Here is a 16,806-nt window from a genome sequence, read left to right on the forward strand (position 1 = left end):
GATGGCAACGCAACCGCGTCAGCAGAGCTAGCGCCCTTATAGCCGAGCGGAACTAACCGCCGGTCACTCGGTGTAAATCACCAACATCGCCAAACGTGTATGGCTCGCGATAGAAAACGATTGCGGCTTCCATTGCGAAGTTTGCGATGTGGCGGTGGACCCATAGGCGCCAACTAAGGCGGCTCATGCGGGGTCGGGAGCCAAGGCGTTTAGCTCGCCCACTTTACGTGCGGCGATTTCAATCCTTCCTCGCGTGATGGCACTTTTGGTATGAGCGACGGCAGCCCACGTCTCGCCGTCTCGCTGTATCGTTATTGGCACTCTGGCATAATGACCATTTAGGCGGAGGCGCACTAACGCTACGAGTTCATCATCTCTCCGCTGTATCTTCTTGACAACAACGGTTTGCAAAACCCACTCCCGGCCGCCCCTTTTCAGATGTAGGCCCGTTAAGGTTTCTTGTCTGTCCGGTGCCTGACATGGGCGAATTAACACGACGGGTCCTCTTTGCGGTGCCTTCCTGCCGTTACGCGGCTGAAACAGATTATTAATGGGTGAGGCACGAAGCGTGCCCTGTTTGCCTTCGTGTGGTCGCGAATTGGCCAGTCTTTGCCGCGAATATCTGCGAGTCACGTTACCGTGCTGGTCCGTGACCCGGCACGGTCCTGCCTACCAGCCCCCAGCCCGAAGGCGGGACCGTGTTCTTTGGCCCATCGTGACTGAACCTTGAGCCGTTGGCGGAGACTTACCTATCAGAGCAAGTCAGGAGGGTCCGATGGCTCGCCACTGGCGCAAACCTTATCAGCCAAAGTCCCAATTCAACTCGGTTGCAGTTTGGACAATCAGCATGTGGGTAGTGCTGGCGACACTCGTGGTCATAGCTCGGCACGGTTACATTTAAGGTTGGCTTGTACCGGCAGCTTTACCGGCGTGTCGGTCTGCGATGAGATCGCCGATAACATCGAAGATCATCTGACAGGTGAACAGACCATGCGCCGCGTGGTCCGTTGCCAAAGCTGTCATGAAAGTGAGGCGCCAACTGAGGCGGCCTATTCCTGGGCAATGCGGCGCTGTTCACGCACGATCGCATTGTATCGGTCGATTTGGCCAGCAAGTCTTGACCAGCTAGAGGAGATATTTCTCAGAATCCCGGCTTGATCCTTGCTCTGCGCTAATTTCCCTAGGCGAAGACATTCCTCCGCCTGCTCTTTGCAATGTTTTGGGCTGTCCATGGCCTCTCTCCCGGAGACATCTAGACATTTGGGAGTACCCCGAAATTGCCAGCTCATTCCGGTTCCCATTCATGATATGTTCGCTATTTTAAGGCGAATCTATGACATATCGTCAACTTATGAGTGCGCCTCTAAGCTAGGACAGGGCGAAATTCGGACAGCCGACTCCTCTAATTTGGACACAGGCCCTTTACGAACAGCATCAGGGGATCAAAGGAACGGACCAAGAAACGAGAACTTTCCAGAAACCCGGCTCGGGGCGGGGGGTGTTTCGGATGGGTCGTCCGCACTCCCGTTGCTTATCCTAGCTTGTCGGCAGTCTTTCTTTTACTCTCGCAACGAAACGAGCATTCGACAGCGTCTGCTCGCAATAGTCCGCGCGTTCCCGCTGCATCCGTTCCTGAACTGCCTTAAAGCTCGCGACGCGCCGCATGATCTCATCCCGCTCGGAGCCCGCCGACGACCAGTCCATGGGCTCCAGCCGGGCGGGGCGAGGGGACTCAGCAAACGCGCGGTCGACGATCTTGAGCGGCACAATGGGCTTAACGTTCGTGCCCTCCACGGCCTTGACGTGAGCCATCGTCTCTTCAATCAAAGCCGCAAGTTCAGCTTGCCATGTCATTGAAATGCCCCCCGCGCGGAGCTTGGGCCCGTGCGGGTGCTGCGGTCAAACCGGACTGCGGAAAAAGCTGTGGGCAACCTCCCTCTCTATTGCCAAAACCGCTTCACGCTTCTCAGTGAAGGCGCTTTTCGCACTGGATCAGGCCGCTCGGTAAGTCTTTGAAAATAAACGCTCTAAACGGGTGGGGGACTGCATGTAGCCCTCTCCCGCTACCAACGTTTTCAATCACTTAGCTTGTATCGAAAAAGCGCTAGTCATTGGCTAGACATCTGTGCGCACCCCAATAGTTTTGGGAAGGGCGGTACCAGATTTGAAGATCGCTATCCGGCGATCAAGTTGCCAGAGTTCGACATCATTGACGTCAGCTAGTTGTTCGGCCCGCTCTCTTGCTGCCTGCTCGTCGGCACAATAAAGATTGGCCGCGCTTATAATGTGGCTGTGTTTATCCAAAAGGTAAGCCCGGTAGTGCAGCATCCCCACGCCCCCCAAGCGTCGAAAACAATACCACTCACGCGGCGGCAATGCTGCTCCATCGCCAGCCATCCACCACAACGCGATCGGCATTGCATTCTTTGAAGTGAACGGTCAGTTCGGCCTCCGCTAAGCGCTCCCAGTACTCCGCTTCCGCGATAAGCCTCCCTCTCTTGGCAGGGTTGTATGCAGCCTGTTGTCGACATAGCGAACCCATAGCGCGCAAGCGCCGAACCTTTTTCATTGTCACCTCCCCAGCCTTGTTTTCCACAAGCTTATTCGTTCTCTTTGCTTCAGAGTTATTACTGTTATCCGACAGAACTATTTTTATTGGGCGCGGCTCTTAGAGCCGTTCGTGTTCCGACAATGGAACTCTTATCATTGATTTTGAGTCACCTTATTGATTCCAGACCCGCGCCAATAGTCGAGTTGGGAGCAGGGAAAACTTGGTTCAGTCCAACAGTCCGTGTTCAAACTAAGACGTATCAGTTACGAAGCAGATTAAATGCTCGTCACAGATCGGTAGGTGCGGGGAAGGCGAGCCAGTGAGACCAGTGCTTGGCAGCGCGAAGGCAAAAATTTCTTCCTTGCCAAAATCAAAACGGCTTAACTGAAATTGAGAAATTGCAAGATTCAACAGCGTGATTTGCCGCGCATGCTTCGCGTCTCACGCGACAAATCCATCCTCTCCGAGGAATTGACAAGATGGGCAAGCGCTTTGCCCTGGCCGTGTCGCCGCTCCCTCCTGCCCTTGGAAACCTATTGGCGGACAAAGCGTCGTTACATATTTGAGAAAAACGCGGTGACAGATTACCTGCCTTCCAGTACGTGGATGCAAGCCCACCCCCTGCCTATTGTCCGGCTCTGTCGGGCGATAGGCAGGGGGGTGTCGGCAACGTCACCGATCAATAACCACGCAATCAGCACGACCGATCAGCGCATGCTGAAGGCAAAGACAAAAGAAAAAACAAACAAAACAACAAACGTCGGGCTGAAATGCTGCGGTAGCTGTCAAGCGAAGTCATTGCGACCTCTAGCAATTTTCTTCGGCGCCCCTGGATCGTGGATATGGGTACAGTGTCTAGGGGTGTGTGAAGGGAATATCCAAAAGGAGCAATTCCCCCGACCACCTAACTAGAGCAGATGTGGCATAAGGGCGATACGTCCCCTTTCATAGCTTTCCCAAACAGCGGGCGTTTCGGTAGGAAGTTCGTGGCCCCTTCCATAGCGCGGCAGACGGGTGTAGCTTTTGCTCATTGAGCTGCCAACGGAACGTGCCGAAGTTCCGTGAGTTAATGGCGGCGTTGATGCCGACGGCAGGCTCACAGCACTTCTCACAATTTAAACTGCTTCTCCTCGCTGGCTCATCAGGTAGCCAATCAGGTAATGCGCCCGCAAACCACTTGCGGCGCCCAACCACGCATGGAGGGATCCAATGTTCCGCACAATTATCATCGGCGCGGTGTCGGCTCTTATGCTCTCAGCCGCCGCGTTCGCGCAGCAAGGGGGCACGGCCCAGGAGGCTCGGGCCATGCTCGACAAGGCGGTCGCCGCTGTAAAAACGGACCAGGCCGTGGCGGTGGCGATGTTCCTCAAGGGAGAGGGCGGGTTCTTGGACCGCGATCTTTATCCATTCTGTTTCAGAATCGCTGACGGGAAGACCCTCGCCAGTCCGAAGGCTGTTCCAGCTGGCACGGACGTTAGAACACTTAAGGACGCCACCGGCAACGCGTATGGTCTGGCAATCTACGCCGCGGCGCAGAAGCCGGAAGGTCAAATCACTGAGCTGCAGAGCTACATGTTTCCAAAGCCGGGCACCACCACGCCGACGTTTCCGAAGGTGAGCTTCGTAACCAAGGTCGGCGATCTGGGCTGCGGTGTCGGTTATTACAAATGAACGTTCCGAGCCCAAACGATCTCGTGGGGCGACGACCTATGTTGCCGAACCTTGACAATGAACCCGCTCGGCTTCGGCTCGGCGGGTTTTTTCTATCAACGCGACCGTCCTCATCGAGACCGTTACATTAGCCGATCCAAATTAAAGGGACCCGGTTGAAGTCGTTCGGCAGGACCGTGTTGAAGCCTTTGCGGCGGGCGCTGGGACTTAGCAAGGCGACTGTTTCCTCAATCGCCAAACGAGTGCAGTTGACACGACCGAAGTCGAAACGAGATCGGCTAGGGCCATTGCGCACCTTTGAAGCTAGCTAACGCATTCTCCGAATCCCACCGATGCAACAGATAGTTAATATTGCTCTCGTCGATCATGAATTTAATGGCGGAAACCGCGAAATATATTCCGAGCACGATACCGGAGGCCCAATATGTTTCGACGCCTGATTTCCACACGAAGAGCGAACCGAGGAAACTTAGCATTCCAGCCAGTTCGCAGAATTGTCGGCGACGCATCGTCTTTTTCAGATCGTCATCCCAAAGCTTATATAGCTCCGCAGGACTCCCCCCGTACTCACAGAGGTTTCGATGCGTCATCGCCATGAACCGCCCCCGCTCAGCCCCGTCCTCAGTCGCGGTCGTTTCCGCGCTGGTTGCCCCAAAAGCCGGTGCAACCTAACAGGTTGAGTGGTTGCCCGCTAGGCGAGTTGCAACACTGCAACCGCCGTGATGGCTTCGCGCGCTCTTTGGGGATGCGCCACCGGAATCAATTTGATGAGTTAGATGACGACGCGACGCTCGCTTCCGTTTTGGACGGCGCGGCTGTCTGCCCGCCGATTGGCTCCTGGTTCAAGTAGCGAAGAAACTCAGGGGCCAAGAGTTTGCTTCCAATCAGAACGAAGGCATCCACAGCCGCAACCATAATTTTGATATCGATGCCCTTGGCGGAAGCCGCAACGAGAAAGGAAAACGCGACTAAGTAAAGTATGGTCACGAGCATTAAGATGAGACCAAGAAAGCCTGTATCGATGCCCTCATCTTTTTCGTCAAAAAAGGCGCTGTGGCAGAAGAAGAGAACGATCACTCCGAACGTGATAAGGAATGCGGCCCCCAAACCTATTCCAAACCACTGCCAAGCCTGCTCCTGAAGGGGCTCGGATTGCAGAACGTTTGCCAAGGCGTCCATAATCGTCACCGCCAATTTCCTTCAGGCGATTCTAACTTGTCGGCAGCCGTCCTTTGGCTGTCTCAACGATACGAGCATGTGACAACGTCCGCTCGCAATAGTCCTCGCGTTCCCACTGCATTCGTTCCTGAACTGCCTTAAAGTTCGCGACGCGCCGCTTGATCTCATCCCGCTCGGAGCCCGCCGACGACCAGGCCATGGGCTCCAGCCGGGCGGGGCGAGGGGACTCAGCAAACGCGCGGTCGACGATCTTGAGCGGCACAATGGGCTTAACGTTCGTGCCCTCCACGGCCTTGACGTGAGCCATCGTCTCTTCAATCAAAGCCGCAAGTTCAGCTTGCCATGTCATTGAAATGCCCCCCGCGCGGAGCTTGGGCCCGTGCGGGTGCTGCGGTCAAACCGGACTGCGGAAAAAGCTGTGGGCAACCTCCCTCTCTATTGCCAAAACCGCTTCACGCTTCTCAGTGAAGGCGCTTTTCGCACTGGATCAGGCCGCTCGGTAAGTCTTTGAAAATAAACGCTCTAAACGGGTGGGGACTGCATGTAGCCCTCTCCCGCTACCAAATTCTAATGCCAGTCACCCGTGCGTGAAGTCGCCGGGTTTCAATCCCAGAGCTTGGACAGCTACCTCCGGAAGCGGTCCCCACGCTTCGACCGTTTCATTCGGGGCCATCATTGCCTCGACGATTGCCTTGGCCTTTGCCGGATCCTGTTCGGCCACATAATAGAGCGAGCGAACAGGTGAACCGCCTTCTAACGGTTCAGTTGTTACGAGGACAACCTGACCATTTGCCATGTCCTCATATACCACCGTCGCGATACCGTTTCCACGATCGTAACGACGACCTATGGACCGGCCGCTCCCGTCGTTCGCCTCCGACGCCCCCGAAGCGTCAAGAGCCTTGATCTATCAATGCCGCCGAATGATCGGCTAGAATATTTGAAAAATCACCCATAACTGACAACCAGGGAGAGCGACGATGGCAACTTATGTTGTGCTTGCCAACTTCACCGACCAAGGTGTCCGTAGCGCCAAGGACTCACCGAAGCGGGCAGAAGCCTTCAGGAAAATGGCCGAGACATTTGGAGTGACGGTGAAAGAGCTGTTCTGGACGCAGGGACGGTATGATATTGTCACAATCCTCGATGCGCCGGATGAGTTTGCCGCCACGGCGCTCAACTTGAATCTGAGTGCCTTGGGCAACGTCCGCACCGAGTCTTTGCGAGCGTTCTCGGCGGCGGACATGACCAAGATCGTCGGCAAGATGATCTGACCGTCGGGTCAGCACCGAGACCTGATATCTTCGCTACAGGAAGCTGGTTGACGCGTCGAAGACGCCAACCGAGCGCGTCAACCGCTGCGCAGGCTGATGCCCAAGGTCTTGACCCGCGCGATCGGAGAACCCAGTTGATGCCGGCTCGCTGCAACTGGAGTGACTGAGGATGAGTCCACCAGCCACCGATTTTATCGCGACCGAGGAGCGCTTTGGCGCCCGGAACTACGAGCCGCTCGGCGTCGTTCTGTCGCGCGGCGAGGGCGTCTGGGTGTGGGATACGCAAGGCAACCGGTATCTCGATTGCCTCTCCGCCTATTCGGCGGTGAATCAGGGTCACTGCCATCCGAAGATCCTGGCTGCCATGGTGGAGCAGGCGGGCAGGCTGACGTTGACTTCCCGTGCCTTCCACAACGACCAACTGGCCCCCTTCTACGAGCAGATCGCGGAGCTGACCGGCTCCCACAAAGTATTGCCGATGAACAGCGGTGCCGAGGCGGTGGAGAGCGCGATCAAGTCCGTGCGCAAGTGGGGCTACGAGGTGAAGGGCGTACCGGACGGGCTCGCCGAGATCATCGTCTGTGGCGACAACTTCCACGGACGCACCCTTGCTATCGTCGGCTTCAGCACCGATGCGGCAGCACGCGAGCATTTCGGGCCATTCGCGCCGGGATTCAGAATCATTCCCTTCGGCGACGCCAAGGCGCTGCAGGAGGCGATCACGCCGAACACGGTTGCCTTTCTTGTTGAGCCGATCCAGGGGGAGGCCGGCGTCATCATCCCACCATCAGGCTATTTCACCAGGGTACGCGAGCTCTGCACCGCGCACGACGTGATGCTGATCCTCGACGAGATCCAAACCGGGCTCGGCCGCACCGGCAAGCTGCTCGCCGAGCAGCACGATGGCATTGAGGCGGACGTGACGCTACTCGGCAAAGCGTTGTCTGGCGGCTTCTATCCGGTGTCGGCCGTTCTTTCGAACAACGCGGTGCTCGGTACCCTGAAACCCGGCCAGCACGGCTCGACCTTCGGCGGCAACCCGCTCGCCTGTGCGGTGGCGCGGGCAGCCCTGCGGGTGCTTGTCGAGGAGGGGATGATTGAGAACGCAGCCGTTCAGGGCGCGCGCTTCCTCGATGGCCTCAGGAGCATCCGCGCCAATACGATTCGTGAGGTACGCGGACGCGGGCTGATGCTGGCGGTCGAGCTTCACCCGGAAGCAGGCGATGCACGTCGCTACTGTGAGGCGCTGCAGAGCAGAGGCATCCTTGCCAAGGACACCCATGGACACACGATCCGCATTGCCCCACCGCTTGTGATCACCAGCGACCAGGTCGACTGGGCGCTGGAGGAGATCGGAACCACGTTGAGGCAGGATTTATCATCTCGGTAATTGAGCGAAGAAACAGATGACTGCTCACGCGGCGCAGCGTCGGTAGGAAAAGAGGGCGCTGGCTGTTGGAGCCCGGCGGGTGGGTGGTTTCCTTCCCGAGGGGTGAGGTGCATGCGCTCGTGACGCCATTGCTCCAAAGCGTTGAGTGAACGGGCGTCGACAAGGCCACCAACGGTTGTCCCCGCTCAAACCGCCTTCGCCTGATACGCCGCCAAAAACATCCGGGTCGCGCTTTTGACCACTTCGGCGATGCGCTCGGACGAAGGCGGCGGCGCGGCCTGGAAAATGAAGCGCAGGAACAGCGACGCCTGGCACATCTGCATGAATTGCGAGGCCGCGAGCTGGCAGTCGGGGATCGCAATCTCACCTGCCTGCACATGCGCTTCGAGATAGGCGGCGAAGCGGTTGATGGTTTTTTCCAGCACCTGCTCGTAATAGCGGCGGCCGACCTCCGGCATCCGCTCGGCAATCGCCATCACGGTGCGGATCGCCGACCCGCCGCCCGGCCGGCATAGCAATTCGATATAGGCCTGGCCGAACTCGCGCAGTGTGGTGGGAACGTCGCGCTCGGGAGCGAAATTGAAAGCGACCTTTTGCTGGTCGAGCATTTCCTGCTCGACGATGGCTTCGAACAGCCGGCTCTTGTCGGCGAAATAGACGTAGAGGGTGCCCTTGGAGACCCCGGCGGCGCGCGCGATCTCGCCCATGCTGGCGCCGTCAAAACCCAGATCCATAAACACCTTGCTGGCTCCGGCGAGAATCTGCCGCCGCTTGGCGCTATCTTCGTCGCCAAGGACGTGGACCGTTGTGGTACGATTGGCTGCAACCATTAGTTTAGCTTTTCTGGAAAGATTGCCGCTTCGGAAACGGCTCGGAAGGAACTGCCCTGTAGGGTTGTGGTATAGTAATGTAGCTTGACCGAACCGTTCGGTCAATGCTAATTTGTAAATCGGTGGTGCAGCGAGGCCTGTGTGGGCCCGGCTCGCAGCGCGAATTTGTAATGGGGAGGCCTTGATGGCCGCAGCAAGAGACCAAGCCGCGCGTATCCTTCGCACCGAGCCGAATACGGCAGAGGGCGATGACGCCTCGCGCGACGCGGCGGCTCTTGCCGAGCAGCTTCGGGTCCATCTTTCGGACGAGACCGCGCGTCGCCACGCGGAGGCGCCAGTGAGCCCGGCCATCGAAAAGCCCGGCGTCGAGCACCCTGCCGCCGCCACGGGCGCTCCCGCTGCCACTGCGCCAAAACCGGGAAAACGCAAGCGGGTGCTGACCGGCATCGTCGTGCTGCTGGCGCTCGCCGCCGCGGCCTATGGCATCAATTATGTTCTGGTCGGACGCTTTTACGTCTCCACCGACGACGCCTATGTGCGCGCCAACAACACCACGCTCGGCGCGCGGGTGTCGGGACACATCGCCGCGATTCTTCCCGGCGACAACGCCGTGGTCCACACCGGCGACGTGATCTTTCGGATCGACGATGGCGATTATCGCATCGCGGCGGATGCCGCGCGCACCAAGATCGCTACCCAGGAGGCGACCATCGAGCGCATCGGCCGTCAGGTCACCGCCTTGCAAAGCGCGGTCGAGCAGGCGCAGGCCCAGTTCGTTTCCGCCCAGGCTGGCCTGAAGCGCGCCGATCTCGACTTCGACCGTCAGCAGGCGTTGAGCGCCAAGGGGTTTGCCTCGCACGCGACCTATGAAGTGTCGGAAGCCGGGCGCGACCAGGGCCTGGCGGCGGTGAGGGCGGCGCAGGCCGCCTACGACGCCGCGCGCGACAATGTCGAAGTGACAAAGGCGCAGCAGGCTGAGGCCCGCGCGCAGCTTGCGGAATTGCAGACGTCGCTGGCCAAGGCCCAGCGCGACCTCGACTTCACCTCGGTGCGCGCGCCGGTCGACGGCACCTTCTCCAACCGCCTGGTCAATACCGGCGACTTCGTCGTGGTCGGGCAGCGGCTCGGCAATGTCGTGCCGCTCAACGATGTCTTCATCGACGCCAACTTCAAGGAAACGCAGCTCAAGCGCATCCGTCCGGGCCAGCCGGTGACTATCTCGGTCGACGCCTACGGCCATCGCAAGTTCGCAGGCTTCGTCGACAGCATCTCGCCGGCGGCGGGCTCGGTGTTCACGCTGCTGCCGCCGGACAACGCCACCGGTAACTTCACCAAGATCGTGCAGCGGCTGCCGGTGCGCGTGCGCGTGCCGAAGGATGTCGCCAAGCAGAACCTGTTACGCGCGGGCATGTCGGTCTATGCGACCGTCGACACCCGCGAGGGCGCGGCCGACGCCGACAGCGAAGCCGATCTGGACTCGCCGACGATGATCCACCCGCAATAAATTTCCAGGACCTCGGGCGATGTGCCCGATTGTGAGCATCTGAGATCATGGCCAACGCCACCACCGCCCCGCCTGCCATGATGGCCGCCCCCCCGGTGGCTTCCGAACGCATTCCGCCGCGCCGGCTGATCGCGTTTCTGATCATGGTCTTCGGCATGTTCATGTCGATCCTGGACATCCAGGTCGTCTCCGCGTCGCTCTCCGAAATCCAGGCGGGCCTGTCGGCGAGTTCGAGCGAGGTGTCATGGGTCCAGACCGCGTATCTGATCGCGGAAGTGATCGCGATCCCGCTGTCCGGATTCCTGTCGCGCGCGCTCGGCACGCGGATATTGTTTGCGATTTCGGCCGCCGGGTTCACCATCGCGAGCTTCCTGTGCGGGTTCGCCTCGTCGATCGAGCAGATGATCGTCTGGCGCGCGATCCAGGGGTTTTTGGGCGCGGGCATGATCCCGACGGTGTTCGCCTCGGCCTATACGGTCTTTCCACGTTCGAAATTCTATATCGTCGGCCCGATCATCGGTCTGGTCGCAACGTTGGCGCCGACCATTGGCCCGACCGTTGGCGGATACATCACCGACGCGATGTCGTGGCACTGGCTGTTCTTCATCAATATCGTCCCCGGCATCGGCATCACCATCGGCGTGCTGGCGCTGGTCGACTTCGATCAGCCGAATTTCGCGCTGCTCGACCGTTTCGACTGGTGGGGCCTGATCTACATGGCGGGCTTTCTGGGCGCGCTCGAATATGTGCTCGAGGAAGGACCGCAATATGAGTGGCTGCAGGACACGTCCGTCGCGGTCTGCGCCGCGGTTTGCGCGCTCTCGGCGATCGCCTTCTTCTACCGCGTGCTGACGGCGGACGAGCCGATCGTCGACATCCGCGCCTTCACCGACCGCAATTTCGCCATCGGCTGCCTGCTGTCATTCTGCATCGGCATCGGCCTTTACGGCCTGACCTATATCTACCCGCGCTACCTGTCGGAGGTGCGCGGCTACAGCGCGATGATGATTGGCGAAACCATGTTCGTTTCCGGCATCACCATGTTCCTCACCGCGCCGATCGTCGGGCGTCTGATGCTGCGGTTCGACATGCGGCTGATCATCGCCGCGGGCCTCGTCATCTTCGCGCTCGGCTCCTATCAGATGACCTGGATCACCCGCGACTACGATTTCTACGAGCTGCTGCTGCCGCAGGTTCTGCGCGGCATCGGCATGATGTTCGCGATGGTGCCGACCAACAACATCGCGCTCGGGACCCTGGCTCCGGATCGGGTCAAGAACGCCTCCGGTCTGTTCAACCTGACGCGCAATCTCGGCGGCGCGGTCGGGCTTGCGCTCATCAACCAGGTGCTGAACGACCGCACCGACCTGCATATCGTCCGGTTGCAGGAGAGGGTGACCTGGGGCAACGCCACCGCGACCGAAACGCTCAACATGTTCACCCAGCGGCTGCAGGGCATGGGTGACGCCGCGTTGATGGCGATGAAGCAGTTGACGCAGATCGTGCACCGCCAGGCGGTGGTGATGGGATATGGCGACGCCTTCTTCATGCTGACGGTGTTCTATCTCGGACTCTCCTTGCTGGTCATGCTGCTGAAAAAGCCGGTCTTGGCGTCGACCGAACCGGCGCACTAAAGCCTTTTCCGTTTCGATAGAATCGAAACGGGGCTCTAGATTCTTGATTTGACGCGTTTTCTTAACCCGAACCGGTCTCCACTTCGCTTGAAAACGCTCTGACGGTTGCGAGGTTGCAAATCACAAGCGATGCATTTATAAGCACCATATTGTCGCTCGAACCGGGGAGGATTTGCATGATTTCGTCATATTCGCAGATCGAACGCCCGCGTCCGATGCTCGTGCTGGACGTCCGTTCGGGCCCCGCATTTAAAAATTGGCGCGCGATCTGATCGTGCTCAAGCGGGCCACCTCCGTCAGCAGCGATCGGGCCTGACATCCCGGTCTCCCCAAGCTTCCCGGTAAGTCACTGATTTTTTTTTAACGACGCCCGCGCCCGGCCCGATGCCGTCCGCACGTCAAGCAATGGAGCCGGAGTGCGCGCCAGCCGCATCCGGATGACGCCATGACCGCCTCTCGCGACAACCGCCCCGCCGCCATCCGCGTGGTGCTGCCCTTCGTGTTCCGCCACTGGCTGAAGCAGCCGGCCGGCACCGCCATCATTGCCGGCGGCTTCCTGGGTGCCACCGTGGCCGATCTGTTCATGCCGGTATTCTCCGGCCATCTGGTCGACGCCATGACTTCGGGCGCTTCCGACCCGGCCGCGCGACGGGCGGCGGTCGCGGCTTTCGCCGCGATCGTCGCGCTCGGGCTTGCCTCGATGGTGCTGCGCCTGCTCGGATATCAGGCCATCGTGCCGTTCACGCTGCGCATCATGTCCGACGTGGCGCGCGGGGCCTTCATGCGGGTGCAGCGCTTCTCGACCGACTGGCACGCCAACAGCTTCGCCGGCTCGACCGTGCGCAAGATCACCCGCGGCATGTGGGCGCTTGATCTGCTCAACGACACCATCCTGATGGCGCTGTTGCCCTCGCTGGCGGTGCTCGTGGGATCGATGATTTTGCTCGGGCTGCACTGGCCGTCGCTCGGCTTGGTGATCGCCGTCGGTTCGGCGATCTACGTCCCGATGATCGTGCTGTTCTCGACGCGCTATGTGGCGCCGGCGGCACGGATCTCCAATGCCTGGGACACCCGGGTGGGCGGCACGCTGGCCGATGCGCTGACCTGCAACGCGGTGGTGAAATCGTTCGGCGCGGAGCTGCGCGAGGAAGCGCGGCTGGCCCGTGTCATCAGCCGCTGGCGCAGGCGCGTGCGGCGGACCTGGCTGCGTTACAACTACACCGCCGCCGCGCAGCTCTCGGTGCTGCTGTGCCTGCGCGCTGCCGTGATCGGCGGCGCCCTGCTGCTGTGGATCGCGGGTCGCGCCTCGCCTGGCGACGTCACCTATGTGCTGACCAGCTACTACATCATCCACGCCTATCTGCGCGACGTCGGCATGCACATCAACAATCTGCAGCGTTCCGTGAACGACATGGAGGAGCTTGTCGCCATCCATGACGAGGCGATCGGCATTGCCGATGCGCCTGGCGCAAAACCGATCGACATCGAGGGCGGCCGCATCCAGTTCGAGGAAGTGACGTTCCATTACGGCGGCCACCGCGCGCCGCTGTATGACGGGCTGTCGGTGGACATCCGCGCCGGCGAACGCGTCGGCCTGGTCGGGCGCTCCGGATCGGGCAAGACCACATTCGTAAAACTGGTGCAGCGGCTTTACGACGTCTCCGGCGGCAGGATCCTGATCGACGGCCAGGATATCGCGCAGGCGACGCAGCAATCGCTGCGCAGCCAGATCGCCATCGTGCAGCAGGAGCCGATCCTGTTTCACCGTTCGCTGGCGGAGAACATCGCCTATGGCCGGCCCGGCGCCTCCATGGCGGCGATCGAACAGGCGGCACGGCTTGCCAATGCGCATGAGTTCATCCTGCGGCTGCCGAAGGGCTACGGCACGCTGGTCGGCGAACGCGGCGTCAAGCTGTCGGGCGGCGAGCGGCAGCGCGTCGCGCTGGCGCGCGCGTTCCTGGCCGACGCGCCGGTCCTGATCCTCGACGAGGCGACGTCGAGCCTCGATTCCGAATCCGAAGCGCTGATCCAGCAGGCGATGGAACGGCTGATGAAGGGCCGCACCTCGATCGTGATCGCGCATCGGCTGTCGACGGTGCGCAGCCTCGACCGCATCCTGGTGTTCGACCGTGGCGAAATCGTCGAGCAGGGCAGCCATGCCGCGCTCGCGGTTCGTCCGGGCGGACTCTATCGCGGGCTGTTCGAGCGGCAGGCGACGGAATTCACATCGATCTCGGCGGCGGGGTGAGGGCACCGGCATGAAAGACCTCACGCAAGGCTCCATCGTCAGCCACATCCTGACCATGGCTCCCCCGATTTTCGCCGGCATGATCATGATGATGCTCTGCGGGCTGATCGATCTGTATTTCGTTTCCGGCCTCGGGGACGCCGCCGTCCCCGGCGTGGCGGCGGCCGGCAACGCCGGATTCCTCATCAACGCGCTGATGCAGGTGCTCAGCGTCGGAACAGTGGCGCTGATCGCGCATGCGGTGGGGCGCAAGGATCGCGCCGATGCCAATCTGGTGTTCAATCAGGCGCTCGGCCTGTCCGTGGCGTGCGCGCTGCTGACATGGATTGCCGGAACGGTCTTCGCGCGCAGCTACATGCGCGCGGTCGCTGCGGACGATGCCACGATCGAAGCGGACACAATCTATCTGATCTGGTTCATCCCGGCGCTGGCGCTGCAGTTCGCTTTCCTGGTGATGTCGTCCGCCTTGCGCGGCACCGGGATCGTGCGGCCGACCATGATCGTGCAGGCGGTCGCGGTCGGTATCAATATCGTGCTTGCTCCGGTTCTGATCGCGGGCTGGGGCACCGGTCGCGCCCTGGGCGTCGCCGGCGCGGGCCTTGCGAGTTCGATTGCGGTGCTCTTCGGCGTGGTGATGCTGTGGATGTATTTTCGCCGGCTGGAACGCTATGTCGGTGTCAATCGCCGGCTGTTGCGCCCGCAGCTCAGGGAGTGGAAACGCATCCTGAACATCGGCCTGCCCGCCGGCGGCGAGTTCGCGATGATGTTCGCCAATATGGGCGTCATCTATTACGTCTTGCGGGATTTTGGCGCGGCGGCACAGGCGGGCTTTGGCATCGGATCGCGCGTGATGGGCCTCATTCAGGTGCCCGCGATGGCCATTGCGTTGGCGGCCGGACCCATCGCCGGCCAGAATTTCGGTGCCGGCAACAGCGTGCGCGTGAGGGAGACGTTCAGGAAGGTCGCGCTGATAGGAACCGCCTTGATGATCACCGTTACCATGGCTGCACAATGGAGGCCGGATCTGTTGCTGGGCGACCTTGCCAAAGACCCCGAGACGATGGCGGTTGCTGCGCTGTTCCTGCAGATGGTCTCCCTTAATCTCGTCGCACAGGGGTTGATCTTCGTGTGTTCAAGCATGTTTCAGGGCTTGGGCAACACCAGGCCGGTGCTGTTGAGCTCCGGCGCACGTCTGATCACCTACGCGATGCCGGTGATATGGCTGTCCGCGCAGTCGGGTTTTCGCATGGTGGACGTGTGGCGCCTGTCGATCGTAACGACGACGTTGCAGGCGGCATTGAGTTTGTGGTTGCTGCGCCTGGAGTTCAACAAGCGGCTGCGTTGATGGCTGGGCTTAAGGCAATTGTCCTCTGGTTTCCCAGAGATCGAGTAGCATTCGTCAACGGCTGCATGATCATGTTGGGCTCGTTCGGCGCCATCACGGCCACCGCGCCGACCGATTGGCTGCTGAATTGGATCGGCTGGCGGAGCCTGTTCGAAGTTCTGACGATCGCGACGCTTGTGGTTGCCGGGCTCATTTATTTTGCTGTGCCGAAGTCCGACGGGGGTTCCAAGAACTCCGTCTCTTCTGGCAAACCGCTTACTTTGCGTTGCATCTTTTCGGATCCGCGCTTCCTGAGAATTGCGCCTCTGTCTGCAACTTGCATCGGATCGTCCTGGGCAATGCATTCATTGTGGGCCGCATCCTGGCTCGCTGACGTCGAAGGATTCGACCGGCAAGGCGTGATCAATCAGCTCTTCACGATGGCGATTGGAATCAGCCTTGGCGCATTGCTGATGGGGACGCTGGCGGATCGTCTGCGCAAACGTGGCATAGCGACCGAAGCTCTATTGGCAGTGTTCGGGGCGCTATTCATGCTGGCCGAACTCGCGCTAGTTCTGCGCGTGCCGCTCCCATGCATTCTGCCTTGGTCCGTCGTATCGGTAGTGGGAGCAGCGACCGTGCTGAGCTATGCGATCATAGCAGATTACTTTCCCATCGAAATCGCCGCGCGTGCCAATGGCGCGTTGAACCTGCTGCATTTCGGCTGGGCGTTCACAGTCCAATATGGGATCGGACTAATCGTTAACCTATGGGCGTCTCAAGATGGGCACTATCCCATGATCGCTTACCAGGCCGCGTTCGGTTTAAACCTCACAATTCAAGCGGCTGCATTGATCTGGTTCGCGCTGCCTTGGCTCAGAAACTTCGTCCCAGTTGCGAGATCGGACGTCCAAGTTAGCTTTGCGTCTGCGACGGCTGAAGGATCTATACTTGAGCCCTCTCACGTAGTGGATTGGTGAGGCGGCGGGTCGGTTGGTTGGCGCGCGTGGACGTCACTAGTCTCTGATTGCTCGGTCAGGTTCTGTGATATAGGGGTCGGCAAAGCTCCGCGCGTTCACGCACTAATCCGTATCTTCTGCCATGGCAATGTCCGCCTGCGGCCCAGGCCGTGTGGAAACGTTTTTCGTACCCCAATAACTGCAAGCAACCGGGCGTGACGGACCTCGACGCGACCGGCTGA

18 protein-coding genes are annotated in these 16,806 nt (G+C 60.1%); 8 read left to right on the forward strand and 10 right to left on the reverse strand.

What is annotated here, in order from left to right; genetic code table 11:
- Window positions 1–1,049: 1,049 nt before the first annotated feature.
- The 4 genes from B5525_RS44040 to B5525_RS18755 all read right to left on the reverse strand — a co-directional run bounded on the left by B5525_RS44040 (window position 1,050) and on the right by B5525_RS18755 (window position 2,569).
- Complete coding sequence (locus tag B5525_RS44040; protein ID WP_154073304.1) at window positions 1,050–1,232, reverse strand: hypothetical protein; 183 nt, start codon at window positions 1,230–1,232, stop codon at window positions 1,050–1,052.
- A 304-nt stretch (window positions 1,233–1,536) separates the two neighbouring features.
- The gene (locus tag B5525_RS18745; RefSeq protein WP_079567342.1) at window positions 1,537–1,854 is read right to left on the reverse strand and encodes a hypothetical protein; all 318 of its coding nucleotides are present in this window, start codon (window positions 1,852–1,854) and stop codon (window positions 1,537–1,539) included.
- 261 nt (window positions 1,855–2,115) lie between these two features.
- Window positions 2,116–2,328 carry a hypothetical protein gene (locus B5525_RS18750; RefSeq protein ID WP_079573529.1) on the reverse strand — a complete coding sequence of 71 codons (213 nt, stop codon included), beginning with the start codon at window positions 2,326–2,328 and terminating at the stop codon, window positions 2,116–2,118.
- 34 nt (window positions 2,329–2,362) lie between these two features.
- Window positions 2,363–2,569, reverse strand: coding sequence for a hypothetical protein (locus B5525_RS18755; protein ID WP_079567343.1), 207 nt, complete (start codon window positions 2,567–2,569; stop codon window positions 2,363–2,365).
- Between the two features lie 1,191 nt (window positions 2,570–3,760).
- On the opposite strand from B5525_RS18755, the gene B5525_RS18760 reads away from it, so the two are divergent.
- Window positions 3,761–4,222: a cache domain-containing protein gene (locus B5525_RS18760; RefSeq protein ID WP_079567344.1), complete on the forward strand. Its 462-nt coding sequence runs from the start codon at window positions 3,761–3,763 to the stop codon at window positions 4,220–4,222.
- Window positions 4,223–4,500: 278 nt separating this feature from the next.
- Here B5525_RS18760 and B5525_RS18765 read toward each other — a convergent pair whose 3' ends face one another.
- From B5525_RS18765 to B5525_RS18780, 4 genes are all read right to left on the reverse strand, one after another.
- Window positions 4,501–4,818 carry a hypothetical protein gene (locus B5525_RS18765; RefSeq protein ID WP_079567345.1) on the reverse strand — a complete coding sequence of 106 codons (318 nt, stop codon included), beginning with the start codon at window positions 4,816–4,818 and terminating at the stop codon, window positions 4,501–4,503.
- 163 nt (window positions 4,819–4,981) lie between these two features.
- Complete coding sequence (locus B5525_RS18770; protein ID WP_244567943.1) at window positions 4,982–5,410, reverse strand: hypothetical protein; 429 nt, start codon at window positions 5,408–5,410, stop codon at window positions 4,982–4,984.
- 22 nt (window positions 5,411–5,432) lie between these two features.
- On the reverse strand, window positions 5,433–5,750 hold the full coding sequence (locus B5525_RS18775; protein WP_079567346.1) for a hypothetical protein: 318 nt from the start codon (window positions 5,748–5,750) through the stop codon (window positions 5,433–5,435).
- Window positions 5,751–5,978: 228 nt separating this feature from the next.
- Window positions 5,979–6,197 carry a hypothetical protein gene (locus tag B5525_RS18780; protein ID WP_079573531.1) on the reverse strand — a complete coding sequence of 73 codons (219 nt, stop codon included), beginning with the start codon at window positions 6,195–6,197 and terminating at the stop codon, window positions 5,979–5,981.
- A gap of 184 nt (window positions 6,198–6,381) precedes the next feature.
- Here B5525_RS18780 and B5525_RS18785 point away from each other — a divergent pair, with 184 nt between their 5' ends.
- Together B5525_RS18785 and rocD are read left to right on the forward strand one after the other, a co-directional pair.
- Window positions 6,382–6,675 (forward strand): GYD domain-containing protein, encoded by a 294-nt coding sequence (locus B5525_RS18785; protein ID WP_079567347.1) that lies wholly within the window; start codon window positions 6,382–6,384, stop codon window positions 6,673–6,675.
- Window positions 6,676–6,844: 169 nt separating this feature from the next.
- Entirely contained in the window at window positions 6,845–8,065 is a 1,221-nt protein-coding gene (gene rocD / locus B5525_RS18790; protein ID WP_079567348.1) for an ornithine--oxo-acid transaminase, read from the forward strand.
- Between the two features lie 185 nt (window positions 8,066–8,250).
- Here rocD and B5525_RS18795 read toward each other — a convergent pair whose 3' ends face one another.
- Window positions 8,251–8,895: a TetR/AcrR family transcriptional regulator gene (locus B5525_RS18795; RefSeq protein WP_079567349.1), complete on the reverse strand. Its 645-nt coding sequence runs from the start codon at window positions 8,893–8,895 to the stop codon at window positions 8,251–8,253.
- 184 nt (window positions 8,896–9,079) lie between these two features.
- Here B5525_RS18795 and B5525_RS18800 point away from each other — a divergent pair, with 184 nt between their 5' ends.
- Window positions 9,080–10,399: an HlyD family secretion protein gene (locus B5525_RS18800; RefSeq protein WP_079567350.1), complete on the forward strand. Its 1,320-nt coding sequence runs from the start codon at window positions 9,080–9,082 to the stop codon at window positions 10,397–10,399.
- Window positions 10,400–10,446: 47 nt separating this feature from the next.
- Window positions 10,447–12,033, forward strand: coding sequence for a DHA2 family efflux MFS transporter permease subunit (locus B5525_RS18805; RefSeq protein ID WP_079567351.1), 1,587 nt, complete (start codon window positions 10,447–10,449; stop codon window positions 12,031–12,033).
- Window positions 12,034–12,094: 61 nt separating this feature from the next.
- On the opposite strand, the gene B5525_RS45420 is transcribed toward B5525_RS18805, so the two are convergent.
- Entirely contained in the window at window positions 12,095–12,352 is a 258-nt protein-coding gene (locus B5525_RS45420) for a hypothetical protein (protein ID WP_079567352.1), read from the reverse strand.
- Between the two features lie 126 nt (window positions 12,353–12,478).
- Here B5525_RS45420 and B5525_RS18815 point away from each other — a divergent pair, with 126 nt between their 5' ends.
- Genes B5525_RS18815 through B5525_RS18825 form a run of 3 tightly spaced genes read left to right on the forward strand, consistent with a single transcriptional unit; the run spans window position 12,479 to window position 16,585 of the window.
- Entirely contained in the window at window positions 12,479–14,281 is a 1,803-nt protein-coding gene (locus B5525_RS18815; RefSeq protein ID WP_079567353.1) for an ABC transporter ATP-binding protein, read from the forward strand.
- A 10-nt stretch (window positions 14,282–14,291) separates the two neighbouring features.
- The gene (locus B5525_RS18820; RefSeq protein ID WP_079567354.1) at window positions 14,292–15,626 is read left to right on the forward strand and encodes an MATE family efflux transporter; all 1,335 of its coding nucleotides are present in this window, start codon (window positions 14,292–14,294) and stop codon (window positions 15,624–15,626) included.
- Window positions 15,626–16,585: an MFS transporter gene (locus B5525_RS18825; protein ID WP_079567355.1), complete on the forward strand. Its 960-nt coding sequence runs from the start codon at window positions 15,626–15,628 to the stop codon at window positions 16,583–16,585. Before B5525_RS18820 ends, B5525_RS18825 begins: the two co-directional genes overlap by 1 nt.
- The last annotated feature ends 221 nt before the right edge of the window (window positions 16,586–16,806 follow it).

Origin of the sequence: Bradyrhizobium erythrophlei (assembly GCF_900129505.1) — a bacterium.
Lineage (GTDB): Bacteria > Pseudomonadota > Alphaproteobacteria > Rhizobiales > Xanthobacteraceae > Bradyrhizobium > Bradyrhizobium erythrophlei_D.

Bases quoted from the DNA above. Each gene is read 5' to 3' on its own strand.
- B5525_RS44040 (WP_154073304.1), bottom strand. From the start codon at position 1,232: ATGGACAGCCCAAAACATTGCAAAGAGCAGGCGGAGGAATGTCTTCGC.
- B5525_RS18745 (WP_079567342.1), bottom strand. From the start codon at position 1,854: ATGACATGGCAAGCTGAACTTGCGGCTTTGATTGAAGAGACGATGGCT.
- B5525_RS18750 (WP_079573529.1), bottom strand. From the start codon at position 2,328: ATGCTGCACTACCGGGCTTACCTTTTGGATAAACACAGCCACATTATA.
- B5525_RS18755 (WP_079567343.1), bottom strand. From the start codon at position 2,569: ATGAAAAAGGTTCGGCGCTTGCGCGCTATGGGTTCGCTATGTCGACAA.
- B5525_RS18760 (WP_079567344.1), top strand. From the start codon at position 3,761: ATGTTCCGCACAATTATCATCGGCGCGGTGTCGGCTCTTATGCTCTCA.
- B5525_RS18765 (WP_079567345.1), bottom strand. From the start codon at position 4,818: ATGGCGATGACGCATCGAAACCTCTGTGAGTACGGGGGGAGTCCTGCG.
- B5525_RS18775 (WP_079567346.1), bottom strand. From the start codon at position 5,750: ATGACATGGCAAGCTGAACTTGCGGCTTTGATTGAAGAGACGATGGCT.
- B5525_RS18780 (WP_079573531.1), bottom strand. From the start codon at position 6,197: ATGGCAAATGGTCAGGTTGTCCTCGTAACAACTGAACCGTTAGAAGGC.
- B5525_RS18785 (WP_079567347.1), top strand. From the start codon at position 6,382: ATGGCAACTTATGTTGTGCTTGCCAACTTCACCGACCAAGGTGTCCGT.
- rocD (WP_079567348.1), top strand. From the start codon at position 6,845: ATGAGTCCACCAGCCACCGATTTTATCGCGACCGAGGAGCGCTTTGGC.
- B5525_RS18795 (WP_079567349.1), bottom strand. From the start codon at position 8,895: ATGGTTGCAGCCAATCGTACCACAACGGTCCACGTCCTTGGCGACGAA.
- B5525_RS18800 (WP_079567350.1), top strand. From the start codon at position 9,080: ATGGCCGCAGCAAGAGACCAAGCCGCGCGTATCCTTCGCACCGAGCCG.
- B5525_RS18805 (WP_079567351.1), top strand. From the start codon at position 10,447: ATGGCCAACGCCACCACCGCCCCGCCTGCCATGATGGCCGCCCCCCCG.
- B5525_RS45420 (WP_079567352.1), bottom strand. From the start codon at position 12,352: ATGTCAGGCCCGATCGCTGCTGACGGAGGTGGCCCGCTTGAGCACGAT.
- B5525_RS18815 (WP_079567353.1), top strand. From the start codon at position 12,479: ATGACCGCCTCTCGCGACAACCGCCCCGCCGCCATCCGCGTGGTGCTG.
- B5525_RS18820 (WP_079567354.1), top strand. From the start codon at position 14,292: ATGAAAGACCTCACGCAAGGCTCCATCGTCAGCCACATCCTGACCATG.
- B5525_RS18825 (WP_079567355.1), top strand. From the start codon at position 15,626: ATGGCTGGGCTTAAGGCAATTGTCCTCTGGTTTCCCAGAGATCGAGTA.